This window comes from Streptomyces sp. NBC_01506 (assembly GCF_045040295.1).
Lineage (GTDB): Bacteria > Actinomycetota > Actinomycetes > Streptomycetales > Streptomycetaceae > Streptomyces.
On sequence record NZ_CP109422.1, the window covers coordinates 6,040,241 to 6,061,002 of the forward strand.

The window sequence follows — 20,762 nt, forward strand, 5'->3', positions numbered from 1 at the left end:
TCGGCAAACTCACGTGGGCCACCGGCGCTCCAGCCCTCTAAAATCGGTGTTACTTAACGGTAGTTAGCATTCAGGGGAGTGAAAGACCGTGGCCGGATCGGCTGATTTCGACCTGTACCGCCCGTCCGAGGAGCACGACATGCTCCGTGAGGCCGTACGCGCGCTCTCCGAGGCGAAGATCGCGCCGTTCGCCGCCGCTGTGGACGAGGAGGCCCGGTTCCCGCAGGAGGCGCTGGAAGCGCTGGTCGCCGCCGATCTGCACGCGGTCCACGTCCCCGAGGAGTACGGCGGCGCCGGCGCCGACGCCCTGGCCACCGTGATCGTCATCGAGGAGGTCGCCCGCGTCTGCGCGTCGTCCTCCCTGATCCCGGCCGTGAACAAGCTCGGCTCGCTGCCCGTCATCCTCTCCGGCGGCGAGGACCTGAAGAAGAAGTACCTCGGGCCGCTGGCCAAGGGCGACGGGATGTTCTCGTACTGCCTCTCCGAGCCGGAGGCGGGCTCGGACGCCGGCGGTATGAAGACCAAGGCCGTACGGGACGGCGACAGCTACGTACTCAACGGTGTGAAGCGCTGGATCACCAACGCCGGCGTCTCCGACTACTACACGGTGATGGCCGTCACCGAACCCGACCTCCGTACGAAGGGCATCTCGGCGTTCGTCGTGGAGAAGGGCGACGAGGGCGTCTCCTTCGGCGCCCCGGAGAAGAAGCTCGGCATCAAGGGCTCCCCGACCCGCGAGGTCTACCTCGACAACGTCCGTATCCCCGCCGACCGCCTCATCGGCGCGGAGGGCACCGGCTTCGCGACGGCCATGAAGACCCTGGACCACACCCGCATCACGATCGCGGCCCAGGCGCTCGGCATCGCCCAGGGCGCCCTCGACTACGCGACGGGCTACGTCCGGGAACGCAAGCAGTTCGGCAAGCCGGTCGGCGACTTCCAGGGCGTCCAGTTCATGCTCGCCGACATGGCGATGAAGCTGGAGGCGGCCCGCCAGCTCACCTACTCGGCGGCGGCCCGCTCCCAGCGCATCTCCGACGGCGGCGGCAAGGAACACCTGACCTTCTTCGGCGCGGCGGCCAAGTGCTTCGCCTCGGACACGGCGATGGAGATCACGACGGACGCGGTCCAACTCCTCGGCGGTTACGGCTACACACGCGACTACCCGGTGGAACGGATGATGCGCGACGCCAAGATCACCCAGATCTACGAGGGCACGAACCAGATCCAGCGCATAGTGATGGCCCGCAACCTGCCGTAGCAGGGTTTTTGCAGGTCAGAGGATGTTTCGAGGGTCCGAGGGGACATCTTTGGCCTTCTGCCCGTTGCGGCCCGATCAGGCCCGTTCCTGAGCGTCATGCTGGGGAAATCCTGGGTGGGCGCCGGGTTGAGAACGGCCACTGACCTGCACAAACAACGCAGCCCCCGGCGTGATGCCGGGGGCTGTTGTCGTACACGGATCAGGCGACCTCTGTCGCCTCCGTGGGGTCGTCTGCGCCGGGCGTCAACATCGTCGCGATGGCGGCCCGGCCGCTTCCCGGGTGCTGTAGCCCTGCTCCATGAGCAGGAAGTATGCGGCCCGCTCCCGGGCCATGTTCCGCCCGCCCCCCCGGGCCCCCGGTTCTTCCGGATTTCGAAGTCCATCGCATCCCCTGAACTGGGGTGTTGCGACAACCACTAGAACTCAAGTACCGGCCGGGGCTTCTTTGTTGCTTCGACTACGCGACTGGGCAGGCCAGTTCAGGAATCGCGCGATTCGGGGAACACGTCACCACTGCCAGGGATAGATACGAGGGACGTTCGAGGTAGAAGCCGAGTGATACATCAGCCCCCGAATCCAGCCGCTCAGCGGCGGAGTTGACGAGTAGCGCCAGGTGCGTGGTGTCCCGTTGCGCCTCGGAGCCGAACCGGGGCGCGTGCTCGGCCAACCGCTCCCCGAGCCATGACGCTGCTTCCTTGGCCTCATCCCACGTGCCACGAACCAATGAACGCGGCTTGATGAGCCAGAACGCCGTTTCCAGGGGCGGTAGATCGGACGTGGGAAACTCCGCCGCCACCTCGCGGTACCGCTGGATCAGTTCCGGCTTGCTTCCGGCTGGGGGCGGCTCCGGATGCGGGGGCCGCCGTAGCGCTTCGTGGTCGAAGCGCTGTTTGGGGCCGGTCCACAGATAGCCGTGATGGTGCACCAGTCGATCCCATTCGTGTTGAGGGTCGAAGGACCAGCCGGTCCCGACCCGATGGAGGGGCGGGCCGGGACCAACTGGCGAGAGGGAGGGTCAGACCGACAGGCCGAACCGCGCCGGGTCGATACCGGCTGCGTCCAGCTCCTCCGTGGTGAACCGCAGCGGCTGCGCGTTCGGCCGCTTGCTGTCACCGAGGGCCCAGGAGTCGTCACCGATCCGGGCCAGGGTCACGCACCCCTCAGTGCAGGGACCACCGCACGCCTTCACGAACGGGGCCCCGTCGATGTTGAGCGCGTACAGGTCAGTTCCGTTCTGCATCGCTGCACCTTCCTGCTCGACTGTCACGGCCATGACTGGCCGTCGCCGCCCGTACCGGACGGGAGTTCATGGAAGGAGAGGCAGGTACGTGATGCCCGGAGCTATGACCCTGTTTCCTGGGATGTGGTCGTCGCGGTCCGCAACTCGGCCGCGACGCGAAGCGCCTCGGCTATCTGCTCGATGTACTCGGCATTGAGCATTCCTACGTGCACAAGCGGTGTTCCGGAATGGGTGACCATCGGTCGCAGATGCTGCTGCACGCGCTCAGGAAGGCCGAGAGCGGCCAGCGCTTCGCGGAGTGCGTTGGTGGCGTTGTCCGCCCGACTGCGGCTGTTCCGCCACGTCTGCATGTCCATCAGTGCGCCTCCGCTTGGTGCTGGCGCAGCTTGACGTTGCAGTCGGACACGGCGCTGTAATCTCCTGTGGACCGCGCGTTCTCGCGGGCAACCGACATGGACAGGCAGTCAGAGCAGCCAGGCACCGCCGAAGGCTCACGTGGGAGTTCGTTCAGGCGCGTTCCTGCCGTGGTCTGAGGCCAAGGATTGGAAGTTCTCTCTTCACTCTCCATGGCGCCATCCTCGGTGGCCCACGGGTGCGGATCTAGCCTGTTTCCTGTTCCCGCAAAAAGTCGTCGCGGATGTCCTCGACCAGACTCCGCATTTCGTTGCCAGACAGCGCCACTTGCTCGAATCCATCAAACTTATCGACGTAGAGCCCTACATCCCTGGGGTCTGTGACGACCACCTCTGCGTGGACCGTTTCTATCGTGACCATTTGGTCGTCGCGGATGACGAACGCATGATTTGCAATGTCGTGTTGCTGAATCTGTAGGGGAACTACGAGGATGTCCACATGGGGGAGTCGTGAAATGGAAACGATGCGGTCGAGCTGTGCAGCCATCATCTGTGGCGGGACGATTCGCCACCGAAGGACAGGTTCCGTGATGACGAACCGCAGCGCCTTCGCGTTGTCGTAGAGAACCGCTTGGCGTTCGAGTCTCCCGCTGATCGTCCGTGTGAGAGCGTCTTCACTCAGGTTGTGACGTTGCAGAACGGCCCGGATGTACTCCGGCGTCTGGAGCAGGCCGGGAACCAGCGCCGGTTGGAACAGTCGCAGCATCGACATCTGGGCTTCCAGCGCCTTGGCGGCCTGCTGCCCTTTGTGGACCCCGATGCGCTTCAGAAGTCGCCATGCCGTCGCTTCCGTCGCCGACGCTCGGGCGGCCTCCGTGTACTCCGCCTTGACCTCATCCGAGACGCCGATGGCTGTCAGGACGCGCTCTACGTCCGTCGCGCTGGCCGCGAGCTTCGCATTCTCGATCTTGGACAGCTTGGAAGGAGACATGAGGGCGCTGCGGGCTACTGCTTTGGCTTCCTTGCCGGATGTCACTCGCAGCGCCCGCAGCGCGGCCCCAAGCTGTGCTCTGTTCACGCCCCGTACTTGGCCCACCATTCGGTGAACGGTTCAGCGTGCGCGAGTGCCGCGTCACGGTACCGCGTGAATTCCGCCGTTCGTTCCGGTGGCAGCACTTCCGATCCCACGTACTTCCCGGTTCCGTCGTAGTTCATCACAGCCACGGACTCGGAGTCGAAGAACCAGAAGTCCGGAACGGTCTCCAGGGGGTTGGGTTTGTCGGTGACGTCGAGGACGAAGAACTCCTCACCCCCGGTCATGTTCTTCCGGTAGCCCCACCCGAGTTCGAACCGAAGGTAGTCCGTGAGCGGGCGGGACAGAATGTGCACCCGAAAGACCCGCTTTCCCTTCTCGGTGTGGGAGCGGAGCTCTTGGACCCAGCCCGCGTTGTAGTCGTCCGGCTGCGGCCCCCCGGCGAGGAACGCGTGATAGGCGTCGACGTTCCCGGACTTGCTGTAGTCGTCGAGGGTTTCCAGGCGAAACGCCTCACGCGCGAACGTGTCGAAGAGGTCCCCGAGAGTCCTAGATGAGGTTGTCACGGATGGCCTTCTGGATCAGTTCCATCGGGATCTCGACCAGGGTTTCGTGAGCGGGAATCTGAAGCCCGTGATCGGTCGGTGCCTCACCCTGCACCAGGAGGGTGCCGCGATCCGTCGCGTAGATCGTCGGGCAGTCCTTGATGTCGCACGTGCTGACCAGCTTGGTGACCTTCATGGTCCTGGTTCCCTTCTCGCGTGCTGCTGCCAGTACCCCGCGTGTGGCTCGATGCTCCCGAGGGTGAGGTGCGTGGGTCAAGCGATCACGGTTGACGGAACAGGAAACCGCGTAACCTGCCCCGGGCCTGCTCGGCTGTTGCGCGGCCGGTGTTGGCGCCTCCAGCGCGGCCTCTACCTGGGCAAACCATTGACGATCATGGGGAAATGCTGGGGAGACCCCCTCCAGGAGGGATATCTGTGCAGGTCAGAGCCATATGGCCGGTAAAGCACCCAGATCTACGAGGGCACGAACCAGATCCAGCGCATAGTGATGGCCCGCAACCTGCCGTAGCGATGCTCGAACGGGCGGTCCCCGGTGGAAGTGCGGGGGCGGTTCGTCTCATCTCTCATTGCCGAGGGTGTTGGACGGGTCGTCCAGCCAGGCGAGTCTCGACAGCTACCTGACTGTCATCGAACGCGTAGAACGCTTCGAGAGGCCAGACGGTTCGGTCCGCTGTGGCCGGGATGATGCCGACAGAGACGTTCGGTCGCGTCATGACACCGAGCAGGTGCTCCAGTTGCTCGCTCATGGCGGCCCTGATCTGTTTCCACTCGACGTACATCGACTCCGCGTTCCGCGATGCCGCGATCAGATCCGCCGTTTGCTCCTCGGCCCCGCAGGCCGAGCACCACGCCCGGATGTCCGTGTCCGACGGTGGGGTAACGCCCCTGGCGATCCTGGATGACTTGGCCTTGTGCCAGCCACACCGCACGGCCAGTTCATGACCGGAAAGCCCCGCGTCCTTCATGAGACCGTGCAGGCGCACTGCCACGGCGGCCCGTGCTGATTGGGCGCTGGAAAGTGGGGAAGAGGGCATGAACTGACCGGCCAGGGTTAGACGATGTACTTCTCGTGGGGGACGGCGCGCTCCCACACTGCTTCGAACGCGGACGTACAGAAGGCCGCCACTTCCGGATCTTCGGTCTGGTAGGTGTGCACCCACCTGCCATTGCCATCAAAGATATTGAACTGCACGAGACGACTGTCGAAGAGCCAGTAGTCATTACCTGGCAGTGCCAGATCTGAGGCATTCCGACGCGGAAGCCAACGGATCTCCTCACCCGCTGCCACGTTGGTGAAGGTGCCGGAGTGCTCGAAAGCGATGTAGTCACTGGCCGGCTCCGAGACCACACGGGCGCGCCGGATGGCCACGCCATTCGCCGTGACCTCCTGTACGAGGTCGAGCCAGGGCCGCCACCAGCATCCGCTTCGGTACCCGGACCACCGACTCATGGTCGGGGATCGCCACATCCTTCGAACTCTCCGCCGTGGTCTGCGCGTCCGCCGCCCACCCCTGTACGAGAAGATCCTTCGTCTCCTCGTCGACCCGCACAGCCGGTGACCCGTGATCTCCTGACTCGGGATCTTTACCGACGAACCGTAGTGCCATGACGACCTCCGCTGCCGGGCCCGTTGCGCCTGGTTGCACGACTCTCACCCTGTGGCGCGACTGTGGCCAAGGGCACTTGGACGGCGGACGGAAGCGCGGTGAGCGCTCCGTAGCTGCCCCGCTTGGTAGGCGTCGCGTCCCGACTCGTGGCGAGCCGGGGAGGAGCAGCATGATGCGAACCTGCCTCGGGCCGGGGGCTGTGGAGAAGCCGGAGCCGTTGTCGGTGCCCGCTGCTACGTTCGCCGCATGATCAGAACTGTGCCGTTGACCGGCAGCGAGAAGGACAGCCTGTACGTCGCCCTCGACCGGCATCGGGATGTGGTGCTGTGGAAGCTCGAAGGGCTTGACGACGAGGCCCTGCGGCGGGTCGTGACCCCCTCGGGCACGAACCTGCTGTCGCTCGTCAAGCACCTGGCGACCGTCGAGTACGGCTGGTTCTGCACGACCTTCGGGCGGGAGAGCGAGCCGTACTGGTTCAACACCGATACCGAGGACATGACCGTCGGGCCGGACGAGTCCACGGCCGACATCCTGGCTTTCTACGCGCGCGCCCGCGCCGCCGCCGACCGGGCGATCCGGGAGGTCGGACTGGAGGACACCGGTACGTCCTGGAGCGGCAACACCGTCACGATGCGCTGGGTCCTGATCCACATGGTCGAGGAGACGGCGCGGCACGCCGGACACATGGACATCGTGCGCGAGCTGATCGACGGGGCGACGGGCGATCACCCGCGGATAACCGAGGGGTGACAGAGGGGTGACCGCCCGGCCCACTCCGGCGGGCGCGGGCTCAGTTGGAGGAGACCGTGACCTTCTCGTCGTTGTTGAGCTGCTTCACGAGCTGATCGACCTTGGTCTTGTCCCAGACCAGGTTTCCGCCCTTGCTGCCCGAGATCGGGATGTTCATCGACGTGCCGTCGCCGCCCGTGACGCCCTTCATCGCGAAGAACATCTGGCTCAGCGACCAGAGGGACATGTCCTTGTCGACGATCAGGGTGTCCAGGCCCGCGCCCATCGTCGGGTAGAGCTTGAACGGGTTGAGGATCGTGCCCGGTGTGGCCGTCTGGGAGGCCAGGGCCGCCAGGAACTTCTGCTGGTTCTTCGTACGGTCCAGGTCGCTGCCCGCGAACGCGTAGCGGGTGCGGACGTACGCCAGGGACTGCTCGCCGTCCAGCGTCTGCTTGCCCGCCTTGAAGTCGGCGCCCGACTTCTCGTCCTTGAACGCCTTCGGGATGTCCAGCTCGACACCGCCGATCGCGTCCACGATGTTGGCGAAGCCCGCGAAGCCGATCTCGACGTAGTGGTCGATGCGCAGACCGGTGTTGAACTCGACCGTGCGGACGAGCAGTTCGGGCCCGTCCTCCGCGTACGCCGCGTTGAGCTTGGTCTCCCGGCCCTGGTTCGGGAACATCTTCCCGGACTCCGAGCCACGGAACGACGGGATCACCACGTTCGAGTCGCGCGGCAGCGAGACCAGCGTCGGGCCGTTCGAGCCGTCGTGCAGGATCATCATCGAGTCCGTGCGCTTGCCTTCCGCGCTGCCCGTGTGGAGGTCCTTCTTCTCCTCGTCCGTCATGCCCTCACGGCTGTCGGAACCCACGATCAGATAGTTCGTGCCGTCCCCCGCCTTCGGCCGCTCGATGACCTTCGCGAGGTCGACCTCGCGCTTGAGCTTGGAGTCGGCCCAGAAGTATGTGCCTATGGAGACCACGAGCACGACGGTGACCAGGGAAATCGCGGTGATCTTGATACGGCGCCGCCAGTCCGGTGCGTGGTCGGGTGAGCGTCCGCCGCCGTTGTACGACCCCTGCGGGGGCACGGTCGGCGGCTGTCCGCCCCGGCCCCGGTCGGCCGGGGTGCCGTAGACCTGGCCGGTGTTGTAGCCGTCGCCGCCGCCCGGAGGCTGGGCGTACCCCTCGTCGTAACCTTGCGACTGCTGCTGGGGGACGGCGCGCCGCTGTACGTGCGGCATCGCGCGCACGCCATCGGGCTGCGCACCCGCGCTGCCGCGTCCGTAACGCTCGCCGCGGTCGGCGCGGTCGCCGTTCCATCCATCAGGCCAATCGTTCATGCCGACCAGTGTGCGGCTCCGACGTACCTCACATACAGGGGTGGAGGAAAATCACAGCATCCCTGTTGCCAAGCTGATGCAATGCGAGCCGTGACGGACCCCCGCATAGGGTGGAGGGCATGACAGACCAGGCCGTCCGCCCCGAGACAGATATTCCGGGTAAGCCCACCTCGGCGTCGCGCACGACGCTCAGCCACATCATGAGCGGCAGTGACACCAACCTCCTCGGCACGGTGCACGGCGGCGTGATCATGAAACTCGTCGACGACGCAGCGGGCGCGGTCGCGGGCCGGCACTCGGGAGGGCCCGCGGTCACCGCGTCCATGGACGAGATGGTCTTCCTGGAGCCGGTACGGGTCGGCGATCTGGTCCATGTGAAGGCCCAGGTCAACTGGACGGGCCGGTCCTCCATGGAGGTCGGCGTACGCGTCCTGGCCGAGCGCTGGAACGAGTCGACCCCCGCCCAGCAGGTCGGCAGCGCCTATCTCGTCTTCGCGGCCGTCGACGCGGACGGCAGGCCCCGCCCCGTACCGCCGGTGGTCCCGGAGACGGAGCGCGACAAGCGGCGTTACCAGGAGGCGCAGATCCGGCGTACGCACCGGCTGGCCCGGCGCCGGGCGATCAAGGAACTGCGCGAGAAGCGCGCGGCGGACGGCATCGGCGACTGACTGGCTGGCTGGCTGGTGGCTGACTGGCTGACTACGGCTACGGGGCTACGGGTACGGCTGCCGCCACCGGCCACGCGGGCCGGTCACTTCACGGGCACACCACCTGGTCGCCCGTCACCGCCCCGAACTCACCCTGGTGCGCGTCCTCCGCCCGTACCGGCCGCACCGTCTTGTAGTCCTTGCCCGCCATCACCTTCAGCGTCGCGCCCTGCCGGGCCACCGGCCGCAGCTCACAGCCCGGCAGCGCCGCCGCCAGGGACTTCGCCGAGCGGTCCCAGCGCGGGTCGAACAGCACCTGCGTACGCGCCACCTCGGGCCCCGTGTGGTTCAGCGGGGCGCGCGTCGTGTTGAAGCCGCTCGCGCGCAGGGCGCCGTCCACGCGCTGGCCCAGACCGTCCTGCCGCGTCGCGTTGTAGACCTGCACCCTGATCTGCTGCGGTGACACCTCCACCATCGAGGCGGGCGGCTGCTTCGGCGCCTGTGGCGCGGGCCGCCCCCCGGGGGCCTCGGGTGCCGGCGGTGTGAGCGGCTTGTCCTCGCGCAGCGCCCGGAAGAGTTTCTTCGACTTCACCGGGTCCCACTTCAGCGTCGATCCGATGCCCTTCACCGGGAACCCCCCGGGGGTGACCGGCACCGACGTGAACTCGGACGACGCGGGCGTGAAGTCGCGCATCGCCTTGGCGAGCGCCAGCATCTCCTGCGTACCGAAACCCTTGTCCGCCCGGACCGATTCGAGCATGGTCGAGGTCACACCGCGCAGCTTCACCGGGTTGAGCAGCACACCGCTGCTGGTGGCCTGCTTGACCAGCGCGGCCATGAAGCGCTGCTGGCGCTGCATCCTGCCGAGGTCGGAGGAGCCGTCGAGGTAGCGGGACCGTACGTACTGGAGCGCCTGGCCACCGTTGAGTTCATGTGTCCCGGCGGTGAGATCGAGACCCGTGTGCGAGTCCTTCAGCGGCTTGGCGGTGCAGATCTCCACCCCGCCGAGCGCGTCGACCGTCTTCATGAAGCTGGTGAAGTCGATCTCCAGATAGTGGTTGATCTTCACACCCGTCAAGCTCTCGACGGTCCGGACCGTCAGATGCGGACCGCCCTCCGAATAGGCCGCGTTGAGCTTCACGGGGTGGGGCCCGTGCTTGTCGCCGGTGTTCGTGTCGGTGTGCGCCGGCAGCTCCGCGTAGGTGTCGCGCGGCAGGCTCACGACGCTCGCGCGCTCCCGGTCCTCCGAGATGTGCACGAGCATGATCGTGTCGGTGCAGCGGCAAGGGGCGCCGCCGAGCCGGTACTTCTCCCGCTCCTCCTTGGTGATCTTGTCGCGGCCGTCGGTGCCGACGAGGAGGATGTTCATGCCATGGCCCGCGTCCGGGCGGTTCTTCATGTCCTTGAACGGGTCGACCCGGTCGATTCCCGTATCGAGACCGGTCACCAGGGCGTGGCCGATGCCGCCGGCGCCGAGGACCAGCACGGACAGGGTGGTCGCCATCCGCATCCCCCAGCGGGGCCGCCCCTTGCGTCCGCCGCGCGCGGCCCGCGCGGCGCGCACAGTCCGGTCGCTCCGGTCACCTCGTACGTTCCGGTCGCCGCGGACGCCGGTCTGCGGCGGTCTCGGGCGACCGGCCGGCCGGGGCCGGGGGGAGCGGGGTGGTGTGGGCACGGGGGACACCTCCGCGGGCGACGGGGACGGCTGGACTACTGAGTAACGGGCGAAGGGGGCGCCAGGGGACGCAACGTAGGCCCATACGATCAGCAGCCTTGCGCTGAGCCCGCCCGACGCGCGTCGCTGTCCCCCATTCGCGGTAACGTGGCGTTCGATGAACCCCTCTCCCTGACGCCCGAAGGATCACATGCCTGCCCAGCCCCCCGCCGTCTCCGTGATCATGCCGGTCCTCGACGAGGAACGGCATCTGAGGAACTCCGTCCAGCACATCCTGGAGCAGGAGTACGACGGCGAGATGGAAGTGGTCATCGCGCTAGGCCCGTCCACGGACCGCACCGACGAGATCGCGGCCGAACTCGTGCGCGAGACGGCGGACAGCGCCCGCGCCCGCGTGCAGACCGTCCCCAATCCGACCGGCCGCACGCCGGCGGCGCTCAACGCGGCCATCAAGGCGTCCAAGCACCCCGTCGTCGTGCGCGTCGACGGCCACGGCATGCTCTCGCCGAACTACATCTCCACCGCCGTACGGCTCCTGGAGGAGACGGGCGCGCAGAACGTCGGCGGCATCATGCACGCCGAGGGCGAGAACGACTGGGAGCAGGCCGTCGCCGCGGCGATGACCTCCAAGATCGGCGTCGGCAACGCGGCCTTCCACACCGGCGGCACGGCCGGCCCCGCCGAGACCGTCTACCTCGGGGTCTTCCGCCGGGCCGCGCTGGAGCAACAGGGCGGCTACAACGAGGAGTTCATCCGCGCCCAGGACTGGGAGCTGAACTTCCGGATCCGTGAGGCCGGCGGCCAGATCTGGTTCTCGCCCGAGCTGCGCGTCCAGTACCGGCCGCGGCCGTCCGTCCGGGCGCTCGCCAAGCAGTACAAGGACTACGGCCGTTGGCGCCATGTCGTCGCCCGTTTCCACTCGGGCTCGATCAATCTGCGCTATCTCGCCCCGCCGGTCGCGGTCTGCGCCAACGCCGTGGGCGTCGTCGTCGGACTGGCCTTCACACCCTGGGCGCTGATCGTCCCCGGCGGCTATCTCGCCGCGATCGTCGCGGGCTCGATACCGGCGGGCAGGGGCCTGCCCCTCAAGGCGCGCCTCCAGATCCCGCTCGCGCTCGCCACGATGCACATGTCATGGGGGGTCGGCTTCCTGACCAGCCCGCGCTCGCTCGCCAGGAAGGTCATCGCGAGCCGCCGCCCGGCGGTCCAACAGACCGTCTGAGCAAGGCCGTTACGTAGTACGAGGAGGAGCCCCGGGCAACGCGCCCGGGGCTCCTCCTCGTACGTAGTACGTAACCGCCTGCGCGGCCGTACGGCGGCTACCAGGTGAAGCCGGGCTGGATCTCCATGCACTCGCTGTCATCGGCCCCGTTGAGCGCCCGCGCCGTGTCCGGCGTCTTCTCCTCGCCCTCCGCCGCCGACTTCGGGTACGTGTCACCCTCACGCCAGTCCGCGCCAACGACCAGCGTCACACCCGACACGTCCGTCGACTTCTTCGCCGAACTCACCGGAATGCCCAGGGACTTGGCGACCGCCTGCGCGTCACCCTCCAAGTCGGCGCTGGGGAACAGGACTTCGGTACGCGCGCTCTGATCGGGCGTCGTGTCCGCCACGGCCTTCGTGTAGCCCTCGGCGGTGAGCAGCCCCGCGACCGTCGTCGCGCGCTGCGACGTCGGCGCCTGCGTGTCGCTGCCCGTGCCGTTGCGTACGAGCACACCGATCTCGGCCGGCTCCGCCGCCGGGTCCTTGGACTCGGCCGGAGGCTTGCGCTTGGACGCCTTGCCGTCCAGCGGCACATCGTCGCGGACCATCTCGAACAACTGCTCGGCGTCGCCCGGCTTCGGGTACACCCGCCCGGACTCGCTCCCCGTGCCGTACACGTTCGGCATCGTCGCCATCGTGATGCGGTTCGTGGGTACCTGCTTGAGCTCGTCCGCCAGGTCGTAGAGCTTCTTGCCGCCCAGGCCCTTGTCGACGGTCAGCGCCTCGGTGGCCGCCTCGGCGAGGCTCATCAGCTTTCCGGGGTCGGTCAGCTTGGCGCCCTTGCGCAGCTCCCGGACCATCGAGTTCATGTACATGTGCTGGGCGTGGGTGCGGGCGAGGTCGGTGCCGTCCTCGAAGCCGTAACGCGTACGCAGCCACTGGAGCGCCTGCTCGCCCTGGATGACGTTCTCGCCCTTCTCCAGCTTCAGCCCGGAGCCCTTGCCCTGGGAGTTGCGGGAGTAGACGTTGTCCTGCACGCAGACCGGCACGCCGCCGATGGCGTCGGCCATCGACACCACACCCGCGAAGTCGATCATCATGAAGTGGTCGATGGTGATGCCGGTCAGCTCGTACCAGGTGGCCACCGTGCAGCCAGGACCGCCGCGCCCCAGGCTCTCGTTGGTCTGTTCGTTGACCGTGCTCGCCGGGTAGACCTTGCCGGTCTCCGGGTCCGTGCACTTGGGCATCTTCAGCATCGTGTCGCGCGGCATGCTGACGACCGACATATTGCTGCGGTCGGCCGACACGTGGAGCAGCATCTGTACGTCGGCGAGAGGCGGGGCGCCGAAGGTCTCCTTGGCGCCGCCGAGTTTCTGGTTCGCCTCGGAGTCGCGGGCGTCGGAGCCGATGAGCAGGATGTTGAGCGGGGTCTGGCCCGCCGAGTTGGCCTTGTGGTCCGCCATCGGCTTGTCGCCGAGGGTCAGGTCTTCCTTCTTGAGCTTGCTGTCGAGATGGCGGTAGTAGAGGTATCCGGCGCCGGCCGTGCCGAGTATCAGCAGGGCGAGGACGGAGGAGACCCAGAGCAGTATTCGGCGTTTCCCGCGCCGGTTGCGCGGGCGCGCGCCGTTACGGCGGGAGCCGCCTTTTCTGGCCCTGCGGGAGCCGCCGGCACCGCCGCGAGCGGCGTCAGCGGCAGTGCCGCCGTTCGCGCCGCCCTCGCCACCGGCACCGGTGCCACCGCTGCCGACGCCGCCTGACGTGCCGTCAGGTCCGCCCGCGACGCCGCCCGCGCCACCCGCCCCGCCGTCGTACAGGCTGTCGTCCCAGCCCAACTCCCGTGCGTGCGGGACGCGTTGCCGTGTCCCATGTCTGCGCATGCCCTGCCCCACCCCAGTACCCCTTACCCCTGTCGCTCAAGTGCTCCGTGCGAGCCGGGGCTCCGGGCGTACCGAAGCCTGTCTCACTCGGCGCACACTTGCTTGTCCGCTTCCACCTTCTGTACGCCCTCCGGCGCCTTCGCCGGACCGGTGATGGGCACCCCCGCGCCCTTGAAGTCCGCCCCGAGGGTCAGCGTCATCGCCTCCAGCCCCTCTGCGTCCTCCTTGCCCGGCTTCATCCCCGCGGCGGGCAGGCCCATCAGATCCGCTAGACGGCGGGCCTGGTCCGCCTGGTTCGGTGCGTACTCCAGCGACGTCTTCTTCAACTCCTCAGGCGCGTTGCCCTTGTTGCTGGACTTCAGTACGCCTTCCTCGTTCTGGAGCCAGGCGAGCGTCTCCTGCGCGGAACCCTGCGGCCCGCCGCCGTTGAGCACATCGACCCTGACATCGGCGGCATCGGCCTTGGTTCCCTTCAGGAGCGCCGCCTGCTGGCTCTTGGCCTCTTCCTCCTGCTCCTTCACCTCGGTGAGAGAGGTGTCGTTCTGCATCATCGAGAACAGCGGCTTCGCCTTCGCCTCGTCCACGACGACCGTCGCCTTCACGACCTCCGCCGGGTTGTCCAGCACGGGGAGCGTGGTGAAGCTGATGTTCTTGGGGTTGACCTTGGACAGCTCCGTACCGAGGTCGCGCAGCTTCTCGATGCTGCCGATACCCGTGTCGACCGTGAGCGCCTTGGTCGCCGCCGACGCCAGGTCCCACAGCTTCGTGGGGCTGGTCAGCGTCTCGCTGGACTTCATCTTGCGGATGAGGGCGCTCAGGAACTGCTGCTGGGTCTGGATCCGGTCCAGGTCGCTCTCGTTGCCGAAGCTGTGCCGCGTACGTACGAAGGCGAGTGCCTGCTCGCCCTCGATGACGTGCTTGCCCTTGCTCAGCTTCAGATGCGAGTCGGGGTCGTCGACGTCCTTGGCGACACACACCTCGACACCGCCGACCGCGGTCGTCAGCGTCTTCACCGCGTTGAAGTCGGCCATCATGAAGTGATCGACCGTCAGCCCGGTGAGTTCCTTGACCGTACGCATGGTGCAGCCGGGGTCGCGCTCGGACTGGCCGAGGCTGGTGTTGAAGCGCACGCCCTGCTCGCCCGGGACGACCTTCGTGCCGGCGTCGGTCTTCGTCTCGCAGTCCGGGATGTCGGTGATCAGGTCGCGGGGGATGGAGAGCGCGGTCGCGTTCGTCCGGTCCTTGGAGACATGGAAGAGGATCGTGGTGTCGGCGTGGCCGACGCTGTCCTTGTCGCCGTAACCCTCGTTGCCGTCGCCCGTGCGCTTGTCGGTGCCGATCACCAGGATGTTGACGGCCTGGTCCTTCTTGAACCCTCCGCTGCCCGCGCCCTCGACATCGATCGTCTTGATGTTGCCGTTGAGCTCCTGGTACGCGTAATAGGCCGCGCCCGCACCGCCGATGAGGATGAACGCGGTGATGCCGCCGGTCCAGCCGAGGATCTTCTTCTTACGGGACTTGGGGGGCGCCTTGCGTTTGCGGCGGCCCGCGCCCGTGGCACCCGCGGCGTCGGCGTTGTTCGCGGCGCGGCGCCCGCGCTGGGCGGGTACGTCGCGGCGGGACGTACCCGAAGTGCCGCTGGAGTCCGAGGAGTTGCGGGCGCGGGGGATGCCCGCGCCGTCGACCGTGCCGGCGGCACCTGCTGTCGCGCCGGCGCCGGCGGCACCCGCACCCGCTCCCGCGGCGCCGGGCGCTCTGCGGTCTCTGGCCGAACGGCCGCGCGGCGAACCGTCCGTGGACGGCGCGTTTCTCGACCGGCGAGGAGCGTCGTACCCGTTTCCCGCGTCATGGGAAGGGGCGGACGACTGCCCTTCGGAGTGGTTCAGTCGCAATTCGTAATTGCCGGTCTGCGGGTTGAGTACCCACTGGTCGGCGGGATCGATCCCGTCGCCTTGTCCACGGCCTTGCGCATCCACGGTTGCTTGAGTCCTCCGTCGGTGCCACGCGAAGCGCCTCTTCCCCAAAAGCGCTCGGTCTTTCGATCCGGCGGTCTGTGCGACCTCTTGGGTCCGATGCACCGGATCGCGTCACACTATCCGCCCAGTTCAGCGTCCAGGGACGGCAGTGACAAATTCGGCTCCTCTTACAAGGGGGCAATCTGCCCAATCGTCATAGACTGTCGACCCCTACTTTGTATTGCCTTTACTCACAGAGGCCGGCGGCGGCATTTGTGCCCGGGAAAGCGGGACTCGGAGTGGCGCTCGACGGCCCCGTGTCGTCCGGTTTTCCGTCCGTCTTCGCGCTTCCGCCGTCACGCTGTGTGTTCTCTTCATCGTTTCCGCCGTTCTGTCCCTGCCCGGCGGGGACAACCGATACGGGCTCGTCCTTACGCAGTTGCGTGAACAGCCGCCCCGCGTCCGGCTGTACGAGTTCGTCGCGGTTCGGGTCATTGGCGTATGGCTGTCGCGGTACGGTCAGGAACTGCACCTTTTCCGTAGGTACGTTCCGCAGACCGCGCGCCAAGTCGTAAAGGTCCTTGAGGGAGTTCAGACCGGGGTCCGTCGTCACGGACTTCGTCGCCGCGTCCAGTACCGGATACAGCCGGGTCGGATTGAGCAGAACTCCGTTGCTCTGTACTTTCTTGACGAGCGAACCGAGGAACTGCTGCTGGCGCTCCATGCGTTCGGTGTCGCTGCCGTCGCCGATGGTCTTGCGGGCCCGTACGAATCCGAGGGCTTCCTCGCCGGTGAGGTTCTGCTTGCCCGCCGGCAGCTTCAAGTGCGCGTCGCTGTCGTCCACGGGCTTCTTCAGGCAGACCTCGACGCCGTCGACGGCGTCCACCATGTCCTTGAAACCGCTGAAGTCGATCACCATGTGATGGTCGACGCGGATGCCGGTGAGCTTCTCGACCGTACGGACGGAGCACGCCGTACCGCCGAACTGGAACGCCCAGTTGAACTGCGCGGACTGCTCCTTCGAGCGCTTGCCGTCCGAGGTGCGGCAGCTCGGGATCTCGACCATCAGATCGCGCGGGATGGACACGGCGGTCGCGCTCTGCCGGTCGGCGGCCAGGTGCAGCAGGATCGTGGTGTCGGAGCGCTGCGAACCGCCGTCGTCACGGCCGTACTTGCCGTTCCCGTCGCCCGCGCGGGTGTCGGAGCCGATGAGCAGGATGTTCTTCGCGTCGACGGCGATGGGTCGGGGGCGTTCCCTCTCGTACGTCCGCAGCTCGGCCTCGGCGGTGGTGTCGGTGGTGATGTTGCTGTCGAGCTTCTGGTAGAACCACCAGCCGACACCGGCGGCGGCGAGGACGACGACGGAGGTGCCGAGGGCGGTCCAGCGGAGCCAGTGGCGTTTGCGCGGGGCGGCGACATCGGGGTCGGCGGGGCTGCTGGCGACGGGAGGGGCGACGGGGACGTCGCCGTCGATGTCGTTCTTGCTCTCGTTGTCGCTCTTGCTGTCGCTCTTGTTGTCGTCGGCGGCGGGCGACCCGGGCGACGCGGTCGGCGGCTCGTCGTCGGCCCGGGGGTCCGGTTCGGGCGGCGTGCCAGCACTGTCGGTCACGGGCGAGTCCATCCTTCATGGCGTCGGCGGCGCACGGCCCCGCCGGTTTCAGGGGTAGACGGCTGAACCGCGCGCTTGGTTGTGCACTGAACTAGATCTACCGACGATCATCTACCGGACGCGGCGTTCCACGCCGGAACCTGTCGGACCATCAGTTCACCGTGTCGCTGTTCCTGTTCCTGTCCCTGTCCGCCGTGGCGGTGACGCGCTCGCTCTCGATCCGCTTGGCCAGCTCCTCCGCCGACAACTGGTCCAGGTTGCGGCACAGCACCACCGACGAGCCGGCCGCGAGCGGGGCGTACAGCCCGGCCGAGAGCCCTTCCCAGGAGTCGTACGGCCTGCCGGACAGCAGCCGCGCGCCGGGCGCCGTCAGCCCGAGGTCCGTGGCGTCCGCGCGGGCCCGCTCGACCACCTGGGCCGCCGTCAGCTCCGTACCGGCGACGACGAGCGCGGGCGCGTTCGGGTCCACCGGCGCGAAGGGCGCGAAGCGGTCGCCCTGACCGGGCACCTCGACCGCGTAGTCGGCGAAACCGTCCGGCGCCTGCGGGAAGCGGCCCCCGAGCGGACGCAGCGCGAGCGCCAGCCGCTCGCCGCGGCAGGCGCGGGCGGCGGCGAGGTCTTGCGGAGCCGGACCGCTGACGACGAGGTCGGCGTCGGCAGGGTCGCCGCCGACCTCCACGCACACCCCGACCGAGGAACAGGCGAGCAGCCAGACGGCGGTCTGCCAGTGCGCGGGCAGCAGCAGCGCGAGCCGGTCGCCGGGCTCGGCGGCGAGGTCGCCCTGGAGGAGGTTGGCGGTCTTTGACACCCAATTGGCGAAGGTGGCCACGGACAATTCCACGCGTTCACCGGTGGCATCGTCGTAGAACGTGACCAAGGGGCGGACCGGATCCGTGGCGAGAGCGGATCGCAGCAGGTCGGCGGGGGTGCGGTCGCTGGAGTTCACGCGGGCAAGGGTACGCCGGGGGGCCGGGCGCGCACCGCCGTACCGGTGACGCCGTCCACCGGTTGGTCCGATGCCCCGTCAGTTTCCGTGGGTGCTCCCGGAAGGCGGGCACGGCCGGCCGGCCGCACGATCGGAACATGCGTGCATTCCTGTCATCCTCGATCGGCGTCGCGTGTGCCGCGGCTCTCGTACTCCCGCTCTCTGTGCCCTCCGGGGCTGTGGCGGCTCCCCAGGACGCCCGGACGGGCACAACCGTTCCGGGCTCCACCGAGTCGCTGCCACTCGTCCCGCTCGGGTCGGAACGCTCCTTCGGTGTCCCCACCGAGCAGGGGCTGCCCCAGCAGGACGTCCAACCCTTCTCGCTCGTCGGTGTCGTCTGGGACGACGCCGACGCCGAACTCAACGGATCGGTCCAGGTCAGGAACCGCTCCGCCGAAACGGGCACATGGTCCCACTGGCAGGACCTTCAGACGCACAACGCCGAGCACGGCGCCGATCTCGGTACCTCGGAACGCGACTCCGGCACTGTGCGGGGCTCGACGGCTCCCCTGTGGGTCGGGGCGTCGGACGGTGTCGAGGTACGGGTCGAGGCGGAAGCCGCCCCGAACGAAGGCCCGTACGCCGAACCCGCCGAGGCGCCGCTGCCTCGCGGACTGAGCCTGGAACTGGTCGACCCGGGGGAGGCGCCGGAACAACTGCCGGTGACGGAGACCGACGCCTCGCGCGGCCAGACGGTCGCGCCTGCCTCAGGTACCGCGGGCGGGACCAAGACCGGCGCCAAGAAGGGCGCCGCCGCGAAGCCGTACACCGCACCGCGCCCGAAGATCATCTCCCGCAAGGGGTGGGGCGCCAACGAGAAGCTGCGTGAGAAGCAGCTCGGCTACACGAAGACGGTGAAGGCCGCCTTCGTCCATCACAGCGCGACCGGCAACAACTACACCTGCAAGCAGGCGCCCTCCGTCATTCGCGGCATCTACCGCTACCACGTGACGAGCAGCGGCTGGCGCGACATCGGCTACAACTTCGCCATCGACAAGTGCGGAAACATCTACGAAGGGCGAGCCGGAGGCGTGACGAAGCCGGTCATGGGCGCGCACACCCTCGGCTTCAACACGAACAGCACGGGCATCGCGGTCCTCGGGTCGTACTCGACCACCAACCCGCCCGCGGCCGTCACGACCGCGATCGCCAAGCTCAGCGCCTGGAAGCTCGGCCTGCACGGGATCAACCCGCGGGGCAAGGTGACGCTGACGTCGGCCGGCGGCAACAAGTACAAGAAGGGCAAGAAGGTAAGCATGAACGCGGTGTCCGGGCACCGGGACGGGTTCGTGACGGACTGTCCGGGCAACAAGCTGTACAGCAAGCTCGGCACGGTCCGTGTGTCCGCCGCGAAGTACCAGGGTCGCTCCTAGACTGGCTGGTCCCCCCCCATCGAGGGGGGACCGCCGGGACCGGACGGAGCACGCGCGTGGTCCTCGCGACGTACGAATCCGATTCCTCCCCGGCCTGCGGGCCGGGGCATTCTCGAAGGTCTCAGGTGACTGAAGCGATCCTCCTGGTCGGCGGCAAGGGCACCCGGCTCCGGCCGCTCACGGTGCACACGCCCAAGCCGATGGTCCCGGCGGCCGGTGTCCCCTTCATCGCACACCAGTTGGGACGGGCGCGGGCCGCCGGGGTCGAGCACATCGTCCTGGCGACGTCCTATCTGGCCGAGGTCTTCGAGCCGTACTTCGGGGACGGCTCGTCGCTGGGGCTGCGACTGGAGTACGTCACCGAACGCGAGCCACTCGGCACCGGCGGCGCGATCCGCAACGTCGCCTCCCGGTTGGACTCCGGGCCGGACGACCCGGTGCTCGTCTTCAACGGCGACATCCTGACGGGCCTGGACATCGGCGCGCTGGTCGACACCCACACGTCGTCCGGGGCGGACGTCTCGCTGCATCTGACACGGGTCGAGGACCCGAGGGCGTTCGGGCTGGTGCCGACGGACGGCGGCGGCCGGGTCACGGCGTTCCTGGAGAAGCCGCAGACACCCGAGGAGATCGTCACCGACCAGATCAACGCGGGGGCGTACGTCTTCCGCCGCTCGGTGATCGACTCCATCCCGGCGGGGCGGCCGGTGTCGGTCGAACGCGAGACATTCCCGGGCCTGTTGGAGTCGGGGGCGCATCTGCACGGCATGGTCGACTCCACGTACTGGCTGGACCTGGGCACCCCGCAGGCGTTCATCCGCGGCTCGGCGGACCTGGTCCTGGGCGTGGCCCCGTCCCCGGCGGTCCCCGGCCGCTGCGGCGACCGCCTCGTCCTGCCGACGGCGACGGTCGCCCCGGACGCGAAGCTCACGGCGGGCACGGTGATCGGCGCGGGAGCGGTGATCGCGGAGGGCGCCCGGATCTCGGGCAGCGCGATCCTGGACAACGCGGTGATCGGCCCCGGCGCGGTCATCACGGACTCCCTGGTGGGCGCGGGAGCGCGGGTGGGCGCCCGTACGGCCCTGTCGGGAGCGGTGATCGGCGACGGCGCGACAGTGGGCGCCGACAACGAACTCCACCCCGGAGCCCGCGTCTGGTGCGCCACGACGCTGCCGCCGCGCTCGATCCGCTTCTCGTCGGACGAGTAGCGAGTGTCCTCGATCGCCGGGCGGGCCGGTTAAGCCTGTCCGGCGCTTGAGGACGGACGCCTGCTCGATGCGGCCCGCCGCGTACTCTCCGGGCCAGGG

General features: G+C 68.0%; 19 protein-coding genes and 1 pseudogene. 6 read left to right on the plus strand and 14 right to left on the minus strand.

Annotated features, from left to right (window positions below):
• Positions 1-88 precede the first annotated feature (88 nt).
• Positions 89-1,261: an acyl-CoA dehydrogenase family protein gene (locus OG329_RS26895; RefSeq protein WP_405798769.1), complete on the plus strand. Its 1,173-nt coding sequence runs from the start codon at positions 89-91 to the stop codon at positions 1,259-1,261.
• Between the two features lie 457 nt (positions 1,262-1,718).
• On the opposite strand, the gene OG329_RS26900 is transcribed toward OG329_RS26895, so the two are convergent.
• The 8 genes and pseudogenes from OG329_RS26900 to OG329_RS26935 form a co-directional block, all read right to left on the minus strand.
• Positions 1,719-2,186 carry a hypothetical protein gene (locus tag OG329_RS26900; protein ID WP_405798771.1) on the minus strand — a complete coding sequence of 156 codons (468 nt, stop codon included), beginning with the start codon at positions 2,184-2,186 and terminating at the stop codon, positions 1,719-1,721.
• A gap of 90 nt (positions 2,187-2,276) precedes the next feature.
• Complete coding sequence (locus OG329_RS26905; protein WP_405798773.1) at positions 2,277-2,501, minus strand: DUF397 domain-containing protein; 225 nt, start codon at positions 2,499-2,501, stop codon at positions 2,277-2,279.
• A 101-nt stretch (positions 2,502-2,602) separates the two neighbouring features.
• Positions 2,603-2,857, minus strand: coding sequence for a hypothetical protein (locus OG329_RS26910; RefSeq protein WP_405798774.1), 255 nt, complete (start codon positions 2,855-2,857; stop codon positions 2,603-2,605).
• Positions 2,858-3,101: 244 nt separating this feature from the next.
• A complete protein-coding gene (locus tag OG329_RS26915) occupies positions 3,102-3,932 on the minus strand; it encodes a helix-turn-helix domain-containing protein (protein WP_405798775.1) in 831 nt (276 codons plus the stop codon).
• The gene (locus OG329_RS26920; RefSeq protein ID WP_405798777.1) at positions 3,929-4,453 is read right to left on the minus strand and encodes a DUF6879 family protein; all 525 of its coding nucleotides are present in this window, start codon (positions 4,451-4,453) and stop codon (positions 3,929-3,931) included. The genes OG329_RS26915 and OG329_RS26920 overlap by 4 nt, the downstream gene beginning before the upstream one ends.
• Complete coding sequence (locus tag OG329_RS26925; protein WP_352150189.1) at positions 4,437-4,628, minus strand: hypothetical protein; 192 nt, start codon at positions 4,626-4,628, stop codon at positions 4,437-4,439. Before OG329_RS26925 ends, OG329_RS26920 begins: the two co-directional genes overlap by 17 nt.
• A gap of 388 nt (positions 4,629-5,016) precedes the next feature.
• Positions 5,017-5,442 (minus strand): Scr1 family TA system antitoxin-like transcriptional regulator, encoded by a 426-nt coding sequence (locus tag OG329_RS26930; protein WP_405798778.1) that lies wholly within the window; start codon positions 5,440-5,442, stop codon positions 5,017-5,019.
• 62 nt (positions 5,443-5,504) lie between these two features.
• Positions 5,505-5,870 (minus strand): annotated as a pseudogene (locus OG329_RS26935) (DUF6879 family protein); the annotation flags it as partial.
• 436 nt (positions 5,871-6,306) lie between these two features.
• Here OG329_RS26935 and OG329_RS26940 point away from each other — a divergent pair.
• The gene (locus OG329_RS26940) at positions 6,307-6,810 is read left to right on the plus strand and encodes a DinB family protein (protein ID WP_405798779.1); all 504 of its coding nucleotides are present in this window, start codon (positions 6,307-6,309) and stop codon (positions 6,808-6,810) included.
• Positions 6,811-6,850: 40 nt separating this feature from the next.
• Here the strand turns inward: OG329_RS26940 and OG329_RS26945 are convergent, their stop codons facing one another.
• Positions 6,851-8,131, minus strand: a complete 1,281-nt coding sequence (locus OG329_RS26945; protein WP_405798781.1) for an LCP family protein — start codon at positions 8,129-8,131, stop codon at positions 6,851-6,853.
• A 119-nt stretch (positions 8,132-8,250) separates the two neighbouring features.
• On the opposite strand from OG329_RS26945, the gene OG329_RS26950 reads away from it, so the two are divergent.
• On the plus strand, positions 8,251-8,799 hold the full coding sequence (locus OG329_RS26950; protein WP_405798783.1) for an acyl-CoA thioesterase: 549 nt from the start codon (positions 8,251-8,253) through the stop codon (positions 8,797-8,799).
• 88 nt (positions 8,800-8,887) lie between these two features.
• On the opposite strand, the gene OG329_RS26955 is transcribed toward OG329_RS26950, so the two are convergent.
• A complete protein-coding gene (locus tag OG329_RS26955; RefSeq protein ID WP_405802037.1) occupies positions 8,888-10,288 on the minus strand; it encodes an LCP family protein in 1,401 nt (466 codons plus the stop codon).
• Positions 10,289-10,643: 355 nt separating this feature from the next.
• On the opposite strand from OG329_RS26955, the gene OG329_RS26960 reads away from it, so the two are divergent.
• Positions 10,644-11,675: a glycosyltransferase family 2 protein gene (locus OG329_RS26960; RefSeq protein ID WP_405798785.1), complete on the plus strand. Its 1,032-nt coding sequence runs from the start codon at positions 10,644-10,646 to the stop codon at positions 11,673-11,675.
• 97 nt (positions 11,676-11,772) lie between these two features.
• On the opposite strand, the gene OG329_RS26965 is transcribed toward OG329_RS26960, so the two are convergent.
• The 4 genes from OG329_RS26965 to OG329_RS26980 form a co-directional block, all read right to left on the minus strand.
• Entirely contained in the window at positions 11,773-13,533 is a 1,761-nt protein-coding gene (locus OG329_RS26965) for an LCP family protein (RefSeq protein ID WP_405798786.1), read from the minus strand.
• A gap of 83 nt (positions 13,534-13,616) precedes the next feature.
• Positions 13,617-15,509: an LCP family protein gene (locus tag OG329_RS26970; RefSeq protein WP_405798788.1), complete on the minus strand. Its 1,893-nt coding sequence runs from the start codon at positions 15,507-15,509 to the stop codon at positions 13,617-13,619.
• 226 nt (positions 15,510-15,735) lie between these two features.
• Entirely contained in the window at positions 15,736-17,109 is a 1,374-nt protein-coding gene (locus tag OG329_RS26975; protein ID WP_405798790.1) for an LCP family protein, read from the minus strand.
• Between the two features lie 139 nt (positions 17,110-17,248).
• Positions 17,249-18,043 (minus strand): TIGR03089 family protein, encoded by a 795-nt coding sequence (locus tag OG329_RS26980; protein ID WP_405798792.1) that lies wholly within the window; start codon positions 18,041-18,043, stop codon positions 17,249-17,251.
• Between the two features lie 137 nt (positions 18,044-18,180).
• On the opposite strand from OG329_RS26980, the gene OG329_RS26985 reads away from it, so the two are divergent.
• Positions 18,181-19,455, plus strand: a complete 1,275-nt coding sequence (locus OG329_RS26985) for a peptidoglycan recognition protein (RefSeq protein WP_405798794.1) — start codon at positions 18,181-18,183, stop codon at positions 19,453-19,455.
• 125 nt (positions 19,456-19,580) lie between these two features.
• The gene (locus OG329_RS26990) at positions 19,581-20,663 is read left to right on the plus strand and encodes a sugar phosphate nucleotidyltransferase (RefSeq protein WP_405798795.1); all 1,083 of its coding nucleotides are present in this window, start codon (positions 19,581-19,583) and stop codon (positions 20,661-20,663) included.
• Positions 20,664-20,762 lie beyond the last annotated feature (99 nt).

Bases quoted from the DNA above. Each gene is read 5' to 3' on its own strand.
- OG329_RS26965 (WP_405798786.1), bottom strand. From the start codon at position 13,533: ATGCGCAGACATGGGACACGGCAACGCGTCCCGCACGCACGGGAGTTG.
- OG329_RS26925 (WP_352150189.1), bottom strand. From the start codon at position 4,628: ATGAAGGTCACCAAGCTGGTCAGCACGTGCGACATCAAGGACTGCCCG.
- OG329_RS26955 (WP_405802037.1), bottom strand. From the start codon at position 10,288: ATGCGGATGGCGACCACCCTGTCCGTGCTGGTCCTCGGCGCCGGCGGC.
- OG329_RS26975 (WP_405798790.1), bottom strand. From the start codon at position 17,109: ATGGACTCGCCCGTGACCGACAGTGCTGGCACGCCGCCCGAACCGGAC.
- OG329_RS26910 (WP_405798774.1), bottom strand. From the start codon at position 2,857: ATGGACATGCAGACGTGGCGGAACAGCCGCAGTCGGGCGGACAACGCC.
- OG329_RS26950 (WP_405798783.1), top strand. From the start codon at position 8,251: ATGACAGACCAGGCCGTCCGCCCCGAGACAGATATTCCGGGTAAGCCC.
- OG329_RS26960 (WP_405798785.1), top strand. From the start codon at position 10,644: ATGCCTGCCCAGCCCCCCGCCGTCTCCGTGATCATGCCGGTCCTCGAC.
- OG329_RS26905 (WP_405798773.1), bottom strand. From the start codon at position 2,501: ATGCAGAACGGAACTGACCTGTACGCGCTCAACATCGACGGGGCCCCG.
- OG329_RS26985 (WP_405798794.1), top strand. From the start codon at position 18,181: ATGCGTGCATTCCTGTCATCCTCGATCGGCGTCGCGTGTGCCGCGGCT.
- OG329_RS26945 (WP_405798781.1), bottom strand. From the start codon at position 8,131: ATGAACGATTGGCCTGATGGATGGAACGGCGACCGCGCCGACCGCGGC.
- OG329_RS26940 (WP_405798779.1), top strand. From the start codon at position 6,307: ATGATCAGAACTGTGCCGTTGACCGGCAGCGAGAAGGACAGCCTGTAC.